Origin of the sequence: Photobacterium nomapromontoriensis (assembly GCF_050336815.1) — a bacterium.
Classification (GTDB): Bacteria; Pseudomonadota; Gammaproteobacteria; order Enterobacterales; family Vibrionaceae; genus Photobacterium; species Photobacterium nomapromontoriensis.
In genome coordinates this window covers 13,930-28,559 of record NZ_JAKJSL010000032.1, presented here as the reverse complement: position 1 = coordinate 28,559, position 14,630 = coordinate 13,930, and the positions used below count along the sequence as shown (strand labels likewise).

Genomic DNA, 14,630 nt, shown 5'->3' with positions numbered 1-14,630 from the left:
GGTTACCCTTCCTGATTCCCCAGCACCGTAAGACGCTGCTGAATAAATTGCTGTGACTGATTGGAAATTTGTCCCATGAGCAGAGCCTGTTGATAGGCTTGGCGCGCCTTGCTCAGTGCTTGGCTGCGCTCGAGCGCGATACCTAACCCCATCCACCAGCGGCCATCATAGGGTTCGTCTTCGACTAAATGCTGATAGCTGCTTAGCGCCAGTACATTGTTATTTAATTGCTGTGCCAGCGCACCGCGCATGGCCAGATAGTCACGACTGCCATCTCTGGGTAGCTGATTCAAGACATTCAACGCTGCCGACTGCTGAGACTCATTGAGCAATAACTTAGCCATCGTTAAGCGTAACTCGGGTTGTTCTGCATCCAATGCCAGACCTTGTTGTAAGGTTGCCAGCGCTTGGCGAGACTCTCTACGGCCATAATACAACGCTGCCAGCTTCTGCCGTGCCTCAACCCATTCAGGCTGATAGGTAATTGCCGCATCAAGAAAACTGATCGCCTTACGGCTATCACCCTGCTTCAGGGCTTTTTCGGCTTTTTGATACTCAATCTTGGCCAGCTGTGCGGCATTGAGCTCGACAGATTCAATCATCAGCCCTTCGGCCTCGTCATCAACTTGCACGGTGGTTACCGGTGCCGCGACAGGGCGCGATTTTGCATGCACAGTGGGTGTTGATGCCCGTTGAGGTTTAGCGACAGGCGCAGGCTTAACAACACTCAGCGAAGGGCTGTTATGTGTCTTCGTTTGAGCCACTGCGGCTGTCTTTGGTTGCGTACTCTTGACTGTCGTTGCGTGTGTGGCGCTCGGCTTCGACGCTATCTTCTGAGCGGTTTGCGTCTTCATTTCAGCCTCGACCTCTTCTGACGGAGGCATGACCTGTTGGGGCTCTTGAACCAAAGAGGACGATTCCCCCTCAGTGTGCGCAGTGGCAGGCTCCACATGGGTTGATATCACGGGTACGCTCACAACGGGCTCTGCTGCCATCGCCATCGCCGGGGCAACGGGCACAACTGACGCCGCAACATGAACAAACGTTGATTCAGCCTCTGCACGTTCTGCTGGAGAGCCCTGCCACCAGACCAGACCACCGACAAGACCCAGCGCGATCACGCCGACACCAGCAAGCCGCCAAGGCTGTGGCCGCTCTATAGGCCTAATTGCCGCAGGCTTTAAGGCTATCGGATCATGCCCATTTTGCCGTTGGCTCAGGGCGTTTAATTTCTTATTCAATTCACTCATTGGTTACTGCCATCCCCATAAAACCGGATACGTCCACCGAGGCTGACGTGCTCCCAATGTATCTCGGATAGCCAGCAATACGGCTTCGCGGCCAGCTATCGGGTTATTCTCACTGCAGGCAGCAATTAATGCCTTGTGACACAACTGGTTGATCAGCCTTGGGATCCCCCGACTAGCCAGCCATATTGCTTTATACTGATTAAATTCAAACAGTGGCTGCTGACATCCGCTCAAGGCGAGACGGTGCTCAATATAGGCCACGGTTTCAGCCAGGTCCAGAGGTCGCAGACTGCTGCGGAAGGTGATCCGCTGGCGAAACTGACGTAAGTGGTGCAGTGCCAACCGCTCATCTAACTCCGGCTGGCCGAGCAACACAATATGCAATAATTTCTCCTGCTCAGTTTCTAAATTACCCAGCAAGCGAATCGCCTCCAGCGCATCATCCGGCAATGCCTGAGCTTCATCAATCATGACCACAACCGTCCGCCCAGCAGCCTTGCGTGCTAATAAGGCCTGTTGCAATTGATCGGCCAACAAACAGCGGTCACTCGCCGCATCAACACCTAATTCTCTGGCCAATGCAATCCGCAACTCTAGCCCGGAACTGGCTGGAGTCGGTAAATAAGCCAGATCGCAATGAGCCGGAAGCTGGTTGATCAGCATCCGACAAACTAAGGTTTTTCCCGTACCCACCTCACCGACAATCTGGATGATCCCTTCACCCATATTCAATGCGGCCAACGTCATCTCGATAGCTTCAAGATGCGGTGGTAAAGCATGAAATAATTGAGTATTGGGCGTCAGGCCAAACGGCGCTGACACCATCTCGAAATGGGACTGATACATGACCTATCCCTCTTCTGGGAACCACTCATTGATCAGTGCTCGGGAACGTTCGATTTCCTGGTGCCAGGTTTGCTCTCCAACCACGGTCGGTTTAAGCAAAATAACCAATTCCGTCTTAGTCTTTAATTTATTGATATTTCTAAACAGGTTACCAAGCACCGGAATATCACCCAGCAGTGGCACTTTCGACACTTGCTCTGTCGTGGATGATTTCATCAATCCACCGATCACCACTACATCGCCGGAGCGAGCATGGATCACTGAGTCTGATTCACGGATTGAGCTTTTCGCTAATGGCAGTTTATAAGTACCGTATGTATCGCCCAGTTCAATATCGCGCACTTCGGTTTCGACATCGATCACTGCAGGGTGAACATGCAACAGCACCCCACCTTGGTCGTCAATCTGTGGCGTAACATCCAATGAGATCCCAGAGAAGAAAGGGGTCAATTCGATATCCGGAGATGCCGTGCCACCGTCGCTATTCACTTCACCGCCTGAGATATCGGTAACGAAATATTGATCATTACCCACTTTAATCACGGCTTTTTGGTTATTAGCCGCGGTCACTCGCGGGCTGGATAAGACGTTAAGATCGCCTTGGGTACCCAAAAAGCTCATTACCGCATCAAAGTTACCATCAGAAATCGTGACATTCGTTTGCCCTCCTAACAGGGCTGAAATCTCATTTCCACCTGGCAGCATCTGCGGCAAAATATTTCCCGCAATATCTTTCACCACTTGCCCAGTACCAAAAGTAATATCCGTACCACCAATGCTCTTGGTGATATTGCCCCAGTTAATCCCCTGCTGGTAACCATCGCTTAGGGTCACTTCCATGATTTTTGCTTCCAATACCACCTGTCGCTTCAGACGCTTTTGGGAGATACCGAGAAATTCCTTCACTTCACGCAACTCATTCGGATAGGCGCGTACGGATATCACACCTGCCTGTGGCGAGACGACCACACTGCGCCCCTGACCGGTGCCAATCATGGCCTGAATCGCTTTTTCCAGCTGCTGCCAAAAATTGCTTTCAGTCACCGTTTCAATCGTCGTACCACCCGTGGTCGTACTGGAACTTCTGTCGCTGCTACTGCTGCTGTTATCACCGCTATTGTTCGAATTATTATCGGACGATCCTGAATCACCGTTGGTGATCGATCCCGTGGTCAGCGTTGTTAACGACACACCACGACGCTGCAACTGCAGGTAATCCACTGGGATCACTTCAGTGCGCAATGTCGCAGGGAAAACCTGAATAATATTGCCTTTGCGGGTCGTGCTATAGCCATAGATATCAGAGACGACATTCAGCACCTCATCCAAGGTGACATCCCGCAAAACTAAAGATATACGCCCTTTCACATCAGGATGGATCACCATATTAAATGGTGTTCCCTTCACCAAGCCGCCAAAAAAGGCTTTGGCTTCGACATTACGGGCATTAACTCGAAAACGCTTTTCCAATACCGCCTGACTGGTATAGTCCGCCCCATCCAGCGTCGGCATCAAATCATTATTCACTGCATCGGGCAGATCCATTAATGGCCGACTGTTTGTTTCATTAACCGCCTGATTCAATGCTCCCTTTATCGCCACAGGATCTCGATGTCCCATATTGGTCGAACATCCTGTCAGGGCAGCAATGACAACGGCTACAACTATTCCACGCATGTTTACCACTTCTCGCTCTATTCTGACTTTATGTTATCGGCGAACATTTCCAGCCGCCATTGTCGGCTACCTCGCTTAAGAATGACCTCGTCATCCTCAATACGAACAAGAGTATACCCACTGATCCGCCCACCAGGACGCACCGTCGTGTCATTGAGAATGGCACGACAATCATTTCCCATTGCATTACAAAATGTACTTTGCAACTGCGGCAAGCGCACTTGAGCAGTACGTGTTTGAGTGACAGGTGCTTGCCAGCCCAATGGTGCTGTCGGATCCTGACTCGCGGGGGCTTTTGCCGCCCACACAAACATCAACGCCATCAAGGGAGCGGTCATCATAGCTGACTTAACCACCGATAAAATCCTCACTTTCACCCAAGGTATAGACTTCCAATTGGATATCAGCCCACGGATAGTTATCCACCTTATAACTCAGACTTCGCCAGTAGTATTTAACCGATAGCTGCTCTAACTGTTCTAGGTAAGCGACAACATCGAAATAGCGACCGCGCAAGGTTAACCGAAGCGGATGAATATAATAACCATGCTCATCGGTACCAACTAACTGTACGGGAGGCAAGGATTCCACGGCCTTCAAGTTCAACCGCTTAGAACGTTGCAGAACTTGCTCCATTACCACAGCCATTTGCTCCGGTGCCACCAAACTGGCAACACGATCACCTAGCTGATTTTCCAGTACCAAATTTTCCTGCTTAAGCTGAGCTATTTTGGCATCAATCTCTGAATCCGGATCGGTTTTTAATTTACGCTCTGTCACCAACAACTGGTTAGCTTTGGTCATCACCGAATTATTAACCGAGATCAGCTGATTTTTAGCCGACTCTAGCCGTGTCATCTGCGGTTCAATGACCAATAGAAATCCGACAAATAATAAAGCGATCCAACCAGACACCGCAATCAGCCACTGTTCACGGCGAGTCAGCATATCAAATTTATCGCATAGCGATAGCCAACGATTCATTATTGATTACCTCCTGCAGCAATAGGGCTTCGCTCTGCCTGTAACTTAAACGTCACGGTATTGTGCTCATTACGTCCTAATGTCATCCGCTGGAAACGCCGATCCGCCAGATGCGGATAGTGCTTAAACATCTGCAACCAGACTGGGACGGCATCAGGCGATCGCGCTAACCCTTCCATACTGAGCTGTTGGCCTGTTACCTGTAATGACTGTAACGAAATATCCCCATTCGCGGCATCAGAGAGCTGTTGCATCATGCCGGCAAAGCCGACCTTCAGTCGCTCATCATGCAGAGCTATCGCCTGCAGTGCCTCTTTTTGTGCGGCTAGGTGCAGCTCAAGCCCATCGGCCATTTTAATTTTCAACGGGCTGGGAACATGCTTGGCCAATGCCGCATTCGCTCGCTCAAGCGCCGCCACTTTTTGCTGAAGTTGGCTATTTGCGGTAGCCAGCTGCTTCTGCTGCTGGTGATTTTGCCAACCAAACCAACCTGCTACGGCGGCTAGCATCACAATCACGGCCCCCCAGCTCATGACTAAATGCGGTAGGGTCAATAACTCAAATTTGGGTTTTAACGCATCACTATAAAAATTGATCCCACTGTGTTCAGGCTCAATGACCGCCGCAAAAGCGATCCTGAACGCATTACAGTTAAGTGTGTCGTGCAGAGGTTTGACCGCCTCTACCTTAACACTCAACCGCTGGCTCAGTGCAGCTGCCAATTGGACATCATCATCGTCATCGCAAGAAATCAATAACTGAGTAATCGGTGCATCACGCAACTGGGCGCTGAGAAAGTCCAGAGAGCGCTGCAGCTCCAGCGCTAGGTTGTCGAGCTGTAACCCCTTTTCTAACTCTTGATCGGCATCTGTAGCCAATAGCGGCACACTGAAACCCCGGAGTTGACGTTGAAAACATAAGACTTGTTGCTTAAAAGCCGAGAGTTGTAAATTACCTTTACCTCGGCGATGGAGCATCAACTGGCTTTGACTAACATGCGTGAGTTGTCCCCACACGACCTCTTCAGCCGACACCGTTTCAAGCTCACAACCCGCCTCACGACACGCCTTTTCTAATAATTCAATGTAACGCCGTTGGGTCGAAAATACCTGCAGTCGCTCTTTGAGCGGAGCCAAAAAGCCGTCTGCCACCAATGATTGTGGTGGCTCATTAACCAGTTCCCGGACCAAATAAGGTAATGCGGTCGGATATTCCTCTCGCGGTAATTCTGGCTTATCAATCAGCATGCTCTGGTACAGCCCATGACCTAGCACGAGCCGCAACCGTCGCCCTTTCAGAGGGTGTTTATTGAGCAAACGTTGAATAGCATCAGGCCAATCAGCGACACCATTGATCGGTAACTCATCCGTTACCCATGCCTTATTTACCTGATAAACCAAAGCAATCATATCGGCAAACAGTGCTATACCAGCCTCAGGCGAATGCTTTTTCTTTTTGAATAGATTTATTAATAACATCTCTGGCTTCTAAGCATTCTCAGGGTATAGCCCCAATAGAAATACTACTGACTTAATATTGATTTAACACTCTGTCAAGGTGTCAATAATTTGACCATTATAGTGATATTTCAATAAATAGCTATTTATTGAAATATCAATACCTTTTCCGAAACAGTGCCCGTGAATCTTCATTGGATAATGAAGGGGATTCTGTAGATATTTCTGCTGAAAAATAGCGCCCTTGTCCTCCTTTTACCCCCAGTTGTTTTAACACTTGCCACTCTTTAGCGTTTTCAACGCCAACCGCGATCACCTGAACGTCAGAATCAGCGCAAGCCCCCAACATGCTCCTGACGAATAATTGATTTTCTTGTCGGAGGTTGATTTCCCGCACTAAACTCCGATGTAGCTTGATATAATCGGCACGGATATCCTTAATGTAATGAGTGCTGACAATGGTACGCCCAGCTTGATCGACCACTAGTTTACACCCCAATCCAACCAGCATCTTCGCTACTGGTCTTATTGTATCGAGATGCTTAACCAGTCCCCTTTCCGGGATCTCAAAAGACAACCGATTGAGCACTGTTCTAGGTGTCTGTAGCAGCTCAACCCGCAGCCACTTCACGAAGGCCTTATCTAGCAAAGCCTCTGCGCTTACATTCACTGAAATCACTTCAGTCACGGGCTCATTTTTGAGCATCAGCAATGCCTTTCCAATCACCAGACGATCCATTCTGGCACTAAACCCAACCTGTTCGACGGCAGTAAGAAAGCGTGATGCTTTGATCAATAAGCCATTTTCATCCTTGATCCGAGCCAGAAGCTCCCGATGCAGTACGGTACCATCCAGTAAGATAGCGGGTTGCTGATAAAGAAGCGGGCCATTATTACTAAATACCGCATCCAATAACGTCCGCCAGCGAACGTTGCCTCGACCATCTTCAAATTGCTGATCTTTCTTAAACGCATACCAGCTATTCGATCCTTGCAACTGAGCACTACGCAAGGCCATATCCGCCTCATCCATTATCCGTCCACGTCGCTCCCCACTGGCACAGAAGGTCACCCCGATATGACACCAGTTATCTGACTCCAATGGGGCCGATGGAACCAGACGATCAAGTGCATGCATCATCACATTGGTGAACTGCTTAACCTCCTTAGTCGACTGCTGAGAAAGCAAAATAGCAAATTCAGCCTCGAAATAGCGTGACAGCACCGTATCTGGATAACGCTGCACCAGATTCGATAAGATCACCCCGACATCCTGAATCAACTCATCGGCTTCATCTTTTCCCTTCTCTGTCACCAAAACATCCCAGTCACTGATCCGGATCAGTATCACCGCACCGTAAGTCTCCTGATCTTGCAGCATCGACTGCAATCGACTGTCAAAGAGTACACGGTTCGCCGCACCTGTCAGCTGATCCAGAAAAGTATGAGTTCGGATGAATGTATCAAAACGGCTTCTTTCTTGACGGGCATCTTTGAGCTCCGCAATCATTTTATCAAGCGCCAGACTCGCTGTTGCCGGCCACTCCTGCTCATCACCCTCGGCATTGTCATCGACCCGCCCAGCTAAAATTAATCGGCCGCGTTGCTCTAATAACTCGGAGCCATACAGCTGTCGTCGCAACCAATCCAGCCCCCAAATGAGACCAAGAATAACAATGACAATCGCCAAGCTAATGGAGGACATCGCACCAATGGAGTATGTAAATTCGGTGTAAGGTGGGATTGATTTCAATCTTACATAGAAACCCGGATTATCCTTCAGGTCATAATGGCTATGGTACAAAATAGCAGGGTCGGTAATTGACTGCAGTCCTTTAAAGGCGTAAACCACCCCAGCATCACTGCCGATTTGAAGATCAACCACATTACTCGCTTTCAGCAATTTAGGTAACCAACGAGACAATGACTGTTCACCTTCTGGATCGGCCATTTCCTGATCGATAACCTCAACCACACCATCCAAATAATGAGTCAGGTAGTCCTGACCCAGCTTACGAAAACTCACCGCGCCGCCAATAAAAATGACAAATATGGCGCAAATCACAATCAATGTTACGAAGGCAACCAAACGATTGGTTAGCTTCATCCCCGAAGCCTTTCTCATACACAGCCAAAATTAATAAGAAATTAAGAACAAATAAACCTGCATTGAGCATGATAAGCACACACATGCAGTCTAAAGACTTCAAGCAAAATACCATTCTATTCATCGTCATGTCAGTGCCTGAGTCGACAAATTAACAATTAATTAATCCATTCATTCTCGATAAATAGTCTCACTAGGGAATCCAACCATGGTACTGTTAATACTTTATATTATGGGCTTTTATCCATGCCTCTCGTGGAATAAGGTAATAACATTAAATGGACTGGATCACTTGTACTAAAAGCTTTGTTACTGTCGTTGATCAAGGCTCCCTCGCTCAGGCCGCAACCAAGCTCAATACTTCAAGTTCTGCCTTGTCCAAGCGATTAGCATGGCTGGAAAAACAACTAGGCGTTCAATTGCTAAAAAGAACGACCCGTAGCCTCACCATGACCGATGCTGGCCGCTTGTTCTACCAGCGCAGTGCTCGCTTACTTGATGACTGGCACCAGATGCTGGCAGAAACCACCTCCACCTACGGTGAGGTCAGTGGCGTATTACGAATTGGCGCGCCATTAGCAACAGGTAGCCGCCTACTGGTGTACTACCTTGCTGAATTTATTGAGAGCTACCCCAATATTCAGGTCGAGCTACACACCATCACCCCTGGCCAGTTACCGGATCTCAATCTGGACGTCTTTATCAGTAAGGCACTAACAGATTTCAATTCTTCCAGTTATATCGCGGCCCGATTATTTGATTACCAACCCGGTTTTTATGCCGCGCCTAGCTACCTCGATGATAAACCTCGGATAGAGTCCACCGAACAATTAATTCAATATAACTGCTTATTATTTGGCACTCATGGACATGAACAAGAACACCTGTTTGATAATGGCATTCGCTTACGCTTGAAAGGCAATTTTACGACTCAAAATCCAGAAGCATTGGTTGCAGCTGCCGTTGCCGGGATGGGGATCATTCTGGTCGGGGAAAATACCGTCCGCCGAGAACTCAGCAAAGGGTTACTGGTGCCCGTTCTGCCTGAGATCAGGCTCCCCGTCAATTCTGTCTATGCCTATTATCCTAAACTTGACTACAATCACGTCAAAACCAAGCTGTTTATTGACTTTATTAAATCAAAAGCGACCTTAAACCGCACATAGCACGCTATCACACAAGCCAGCCATGTATTTTTCAAAATTGCTGGCTTATAACATCATAGAATGAGGAATAATCGGACAAAAACAACTTGATAATAATTATCATTTGCATTTAAATAACGAAGAATCTTCACCATAACTGCATTCGGAGCGATCGAATGGCCACATTATCACACGCACTCAATCACTACCTGCCCAATGCTCTCTATCGTCTCGCGAACAAACGACTAATTCTTCCTGTCATTATTATTGCCTTGTTGGCAGCATCTACAGGCACTCAAGAACTAACAACTAATGTGTTAGCAGATGCGTTCTGGCAAGTGGCCACTTACGTTGCTGCAACACTTACGATCTACCACGTCCTTGCTGACAAATTGAACCAGAAAAATAACCGACTTAGCCTACGGCTAGCTCAAAGTGCACGGTATCAGGTTATTTTTGCTTCCGCGATGGGGGCTTTACCTGGATGTGGTGGAGCAATAGTAGTGATCACCCAATTTGTTCGTGGCAGGCTTAGTTTTGGTGCTGTCGTCGCCGTTTTAACCGCAACAATGGGCGATGCTGCATTTCTTTTGATTGCGACGGAGCCTACCACGGGATTACTGGTTATGATGATTGGCTTTTTTGTGGGTATTATGTCTGGGCTGATTATCGATGCTATCCATGGCTCCCATTTTTTACGCCCGAGCACTTTACCAAGCTCCACACATAAATATGATCGCCCATCAAATCCAAATATTGTTAATAAGCCGATTATTCAATTACAAGGTATATTCTGGCAATGGATGTTACTTCCGGCCTCTATCATCGCCGTAATGGGATCATTCCAGATCGATATCGATCATGCTTTTCATCTACCAGATAACACCATAAATATCATTGGGGCAATCGCTGCATTAATCGCCATGTCATTATGGGCCACCAGCCGTGATATCACCAATTACGAATCAGCGGTATCAGAAGATCCTAAAATTCGACCAATCAATTTATTTCAGCGAGTCGCACAAGATACCAATTTTGTTACTAGCTGGGTCATCGCCGCCTTTCTGATCTTTGAATTAACCATTTATTGGAGTGGGATCAACCTTACTAGCCTATTTTCTAACTGGCTATTATTGCTTCCTTTGATGGGAGTCTTAATAGGGCTACTTCCTGGCTGCGGACCACAGATATTAGTTACGGGATTATATCTATCTGGCATGGTTCCATTTTCCACCCAATTAGGTAATGCCATCAGCAATGATGGGGATGCTCTATTTCCAGCTATCGCATTAGCTCCTAAAGCAGCACTGGTTGCTACTATTTACTCCTCAATCCCCGCACTCATTGTTGCATACGGCTATTTTTTCATATTTGAATATTCAATATAGATAACAAAAAGCCCCGTAATACGGGGCCTTAATGGAATCTATAGGATTATTTTAGAACGGAATATCGTCGTCAAAATCCATTGGCGGCTCATTGTACTGAGGCTGTGGTGCTGCTTGTTGCTGTTGCTGCGGAGCAGACTGCTGTGCAGGCGCAAAGTTATTATTTTGCGGTGCGTAGTTCTGCTGCGGAGCCGCTGCTGGTTGTTGAGGCTGACCCCAACCACCTTGCTGCTGTTGCTGGCCCTGACCGCCTTGACGGCCGCCTAGCATCTGCATCACACCATTAAAGCCTTGCACGACGATTTCAGTGGTGTACTGATCTTGGCCTTGCTGGTTCTGCCACTTACGGGTCTGTAGTTGACCTTCAATGTAAACCTGTGAACCTTTACGCAGGTACTCACCCGCAACTTCAGCAAGCTTTCCGAATAGCGCAACACGGTGCCATTCAGTTTTTTCACGCTGTTCGCCGGTGTTCTTATCACGCCATGACTCAGAGGTAGCAACAGTAATATTTGCTACTGCACCGCCACTTGGCATGTAACGGATTTCAGGATCATTACCCAAGTTACCGACGAGGATAACCTTGTTTACGCCACGACTGGCCATAGTTCTCTCCGATCTCATTACCGACTTAAATAATCATCAAGCCGTTATTGAAAGTTTATACTTAATCGCGCAGTCTATCATGCTTCGACCTGTTGGGAACAGTTGTACGAGGTTAAACAGCTGCAAATCTGATCTTGATCTAACCTTCAAGTTGCGAACAATAAGTATACACCTAACTGTGTTTTTATACAGCATTTTGCTTTTAAGGCAATAGCGGCTATGCAATAATGCCTCACTCATAAGTCAGTCAATAAGCTCATCGATATGGATAAGATTGAAGTCAGAGGTGCCCGAACCCATAACCTCAAGAACATTTCTCTCACGCTGCCTCGGGAGCAGCTGATTGTGATTACTGGCCTATCGGGGTCAGGTAAGTCATCGCTCGCTTTTGACACCCTGTATGCTGAAGGTCAACGTCGTTATGTCGAATCATTATCGGCCTATGCCCGCCAGTTCTTGTCTCTGATGGAAAAACCGGACGTTGACCACATTGAGGGGTTATCACCCGCCATCTCTATCGAGCAAAAATCTACCTCACATAACCCACGTTCAACAGTCGGTACTATCACTGAGGTCTATGACTATTTGCGCCTGCTCTATGCTCGTGTCGGTGAGCCTCGTTGCCCTACCCACAACGTCGAGCTGGCGGCCCAGACCGTCAGCCAGATGGTAGATAAAGTTCTCGAGCTGCCAGAAGGCAGCAAGATGATGCTACTGGCTCCCATCATCAAAGAACGTAAAGGCGAACACGTCAAGACACTCGCCAATCTTGCCGCCCAAGGCTATATTCGCGCCCGGATCGATGGAGAGATCTGCGATCTCTCCGATCCACCGACACTAGAGCTGCATAAGAAACACACCATTGAGGTGGTCGTTGACCGCTTTAAAGTTCGCGATGATCTTCAGCAACGATTAGCCGAGTCTTTCGAAACCGCTCTGGAACTCTCTGGCGGAACGGTCACCGTGAGCCCGATGACACCAGATGAGCATGAGACCATTATTTTCTCGGCAAACTTTGCCTGCCCGCAATGTGGCTATAGCATGCAGGAACTGGAGCCTCGCCTGTTCTCGTTTAACAATCCAGCCGGGGCTTGTGGAACCTGTGATGGCCTCGGAGTCCAGCAATTTTTTGACCCATCCCGAGTGATTCAAAATGGTGAGCTCAGCTTAGCTGGCGGGGCGATCCGTGGCTGGGATAAACGTAACTTCTATTATTTTCAAATGCTCAAGTCATTGGCTGAGCATTATGGTTTTGATGTCGAAGCGCCGTTTGATACTCTGCCGAAAAAAACGCGCGATGTGATCCTCAATGGCTCAGGACGCACTGACATAGAGTTTAAGTACATTAATGATCGCGGGGATATCACGGTTCGCCGTCATCCATTCGAAGGCATCCTTAACAACATGGAACGCCGCTACCGTGAAACAGAATCTAATTCTGTCCGGGAAGAATTAGCCAAGTTTGTATCGACTAAACCTTGCAGCAGCTGCCATGGTTCTCGTCTGCGACTTGAAGCGCGTCATGTTTTTATTAACAATACCACCCTACCAACCGTCAGCGAGATGAGCATCAGCGAGGCGATGGATTTTTTCAGCCAGCTAAATCTCTCTGGGCAAAAAGCCCAAATAGCTGAAAAAGTTCTTAAGGAAATTAACGACCGCCTCAGCTTTCTGGTTAATGTCGGACTTAACTACCTCAACCTGTCACGCAGCGCAGAAACTTTATCCGGCGGCGAAGCGCAACGAATTCGTCTGGCAAGCCAAATAGGTGCAGGACTGGTCGGTGTCATGTATGTATTGGATGAACCATCCATTGGCCTCCACCAGCGTGACAACGAGCGCTTGCTGAGTACCCTGACTCACTTGCGGGATCTCGGCAATACCGTGATTGTGGTCGAGCACGATGAAGATGCGATCCGGATGGCAGATCATGTCATTGATATTGGCCCGGGAGCCGGTATTCATGGCGGCAATATCATTGCAGAAGGTAAGCTCGAGGATATTCTCGCCAATGAAGCATCTCTAACCGGGCAATACCTCAGTGGTAAGAAAGCCATTCCCATCCCAGTGCAACGCGTTCCGATGGATCCCGAACGCACCGTCAAGCTACTAGGGGCAACAGGTAATAACTTAAAAAATATTGATGCGGAGATCCCTGTCGGCCTGTTCACCTGTATTACGGGTGTCTCAGGCTCAGGGAAATCAACACTGATCAACGATACATTCTTCCAAATCGCCCACCACCAGCTCAACGGGGCAACCTTAGGCCAACCCGCGCCTTACCGGGACATTCAAGATCTGGAGCACTTCGATAAGGTGATCGATATTGATCAAAGCCCTATAGGCCGGACGCCACGTTCAAATCCTGCGACCTATACGGGGATTTTCACCCCTATCCGTGAATTGTTTTCCGGCACTCAAGAATCTCGCGCTCGTGGCTACAAGCCAGGCCGTTTCAGTTTCAATGTAAAAGGGGGGCGTTGTGAAGCCTGTCAGGGGGACGGGGTGATCAAAGTTGAAATGCATTTCCTGCCTGATGTTTATGTGCCTTGTGACAGCTGTAAGGGCAAGCGCTACAACCGCGAAACACTGGAAGTACGCTACAAGGGAAGAACTATCGACGAAGTGCTTGAGCTGACCGTTGAGGATGCACGAGAATTTTTTGATGCGGTTCCAGCAATTGCAAGAAAGTTACAAACATTGATGGATGTCGGTTTATCGTATATCCGGCTAGGCCAAGCTGCGACCACACTGTCTGGCGGTGAAGCGCAACGCGTGAAGCTAGCCAAAGAGCTGTCTAAACGCGATACCGGCAAAACCTTGTATATTCTGGATGAACCGACAACCGGACTGCATTTCCATGATATACAGCAGCTACTCAATGTCCTGCACCGCCTGCGAGATCATGGCAATACCATCGTGGTGATCGAGCATAACCTCGACGTGATCAAGACCGCTGACTGGATCATCGACCTAGGCCCGGAAGGCGGCGGCGGTGGTGGTGAGATCATTGCAACCGGTACCCCAGAACAAGTTGCTTTGGTAGAGGGCTCACATACAGCACGCTTCCTGAAACCTTTGCTACAGAAAGGAACCGCCGTACAATAAACCCGAACTAGCACCTAACATCATCAACCGGGCCGCTATCAGGCCCGGTTTTGTTTGCTTAA

The 14,630-nt window shown here is 48.4% G+C and carries 11 protein-coding genes; 3 read left to right on the top strand and 8 right to left on the bottom strand.

Going from position 1 to position 14,630, the window contains the following annotated elements; translation table 11 throughout:
- Window positions 1-2 precede the first annotated feature (2 nt).
- The 7 genes from L4D12_RS13820 to csrD all read right to left on the bottom strand — a co-directional run bounded on the left by L4D12_RS13820 (window position 3) and on the right by csrD (window position 8,339).
- Entirely contained in the window at window positions 3-1,250 is a 1,248-nt protein-coding gene (locus L4D12_RS13820) for a tetratricopeptide repeat protein (protein ID WP_428448434.1), read from the bottom strand.
- A 3-nt stretch (window positions 1,251-1,253) separates the two neighbouring features.
- The gene (locus L4D12_RS13815) at window positions 1,254-2,096 is read right to left on the bottom strand and encodes an ExeA family protein (RefSeq protein WP_428448433.1); all 843 of its coding nucleotides are present in this window, start codon (window positions 2,094-2,096) and stop codon (window positions 1,254-1,256) included.
- Between the two features lie 3 nt (window positions 2,097-2,099).
- A complete protein-coding gene (gene mshL, locus L4D12_RS13810; protein WP_428448432.1) occupies window positions 2,100-3,773 on the bottom strand; it encodes a pilus (MSHA type) biogenesis protein MshL in 1,674 nt (557 codons plus the stop codon).
- Between the two features lie 17 nt (window positions 3,774-3,790).
- On the bottom strand, window positions 3,791-4,129 hold the full coding sequence (locus L4D12_RS13805) for an MSHA biogenesis protein MshK (RefSeq protein WP_428448431.1): 339 nt from the start codon (window positions 4,127-4,129) through the stop codon (window positions 3,791-3,793).
- Window positions 4,122-4,757 (bottom strand): type II secretion system protein M, encoded by a 636-nt coding sequence (locus L4D12_RS13800; RefSeq protein WP_428448430.1) that lies wholly within the window; start codon window positions 4,755-4,757, stop codon window positions 4,122-4,124. The genes L4D12_RS13805 and L4D12_RS13800 overlap by 8 nt, the downstream gene beginning before the upstream one ends.
- Window positions 4,757-6,235, bottom strand: a complete 1,479-nt coding sequence (locus L4D12_RS13795) for a PilN domain-containing protein (RefSeq protein ID WP_428448429.1) — start codon at window positions 6,233-6,235, stop codon at window positions 4,757-4,759. The genes L4D12_RS13800 and L4D12_RS13795 overlap by 1 nt, the downstream gene beginning before the upstream one ends.
- A gap of 136 nt (window positions 6,236-6,371) precedes the next feature.
- Entirely contained in the window at window positions 6,372-8,339 is a 1,968-nt protein-coding gene (csrD, locus tag L4D12_RS13790) for an RNase E specificity factor CsrD (RefSeq protein WP_428448428.1), read from the bottom strand.
- 260 nt (window positions 8,340-8,599) lie between these two features.
- Here csrD and L4D12_RS13785 point away from each other — a divergent pair, with 260 nt between their 5' ends.
- On the top strand, window positions 8,600-9,487 hold the full coding sequence (locus L4D12_RS13785; RefSeq protein WP_428448427.1) for a LysR family transcriptional regulator: 888 nt from the start codon (window positions 8,600-8,602) through the stop codon (window positions 9,485-9,487).
- A 155-nt stretch (window positions 9,488-9,642) separates the two neighbouring features.
- Window positions 9,643-10,854, top strand: coding sequence for a putative manganese transporter (locus L4D12_RS13780; protein WP_428448426.1), 1,212 nt, complete (start codon window positions 9,643-9,645; stop codon window positions 10,852-10,854).
- A gap of 51 nt (window positions 10,855-10,905) precedes the next feature.
- On the opposite strand, the gene L4D12_RS13775 is transcribed toward L4D12_RS13780, so the two are convergent.
- On the bottom strand, window positions 10,906-11,460 hold the full coding sequence (locus tag L4D12_RS13775; protein ID WP_428448425.1) for a single-stranded DNA-binding protein: 555 nt from the start codon (window positions 11,458-11,460) through the stop codon (window positions 10,906-10,908).
- 264 nt (window positions 11,461-11,724) lie between these two features.
- Between L4D12_RS13775 and uvrA the strand changes: the two genes are divergently transcribed.
- A complete protein-coding gene (uvrA, locus tag L4D12_RS13770; protein WP_428448424.1) occupies window positions 11,725-14,568 on the top strand; it encodes an excinuclease ABC subunit UvrA in 2,844 nt (947 codons plus the stop codon).
- Window positions 14,569-14,630: the final 62 nt, after the last annotated feature.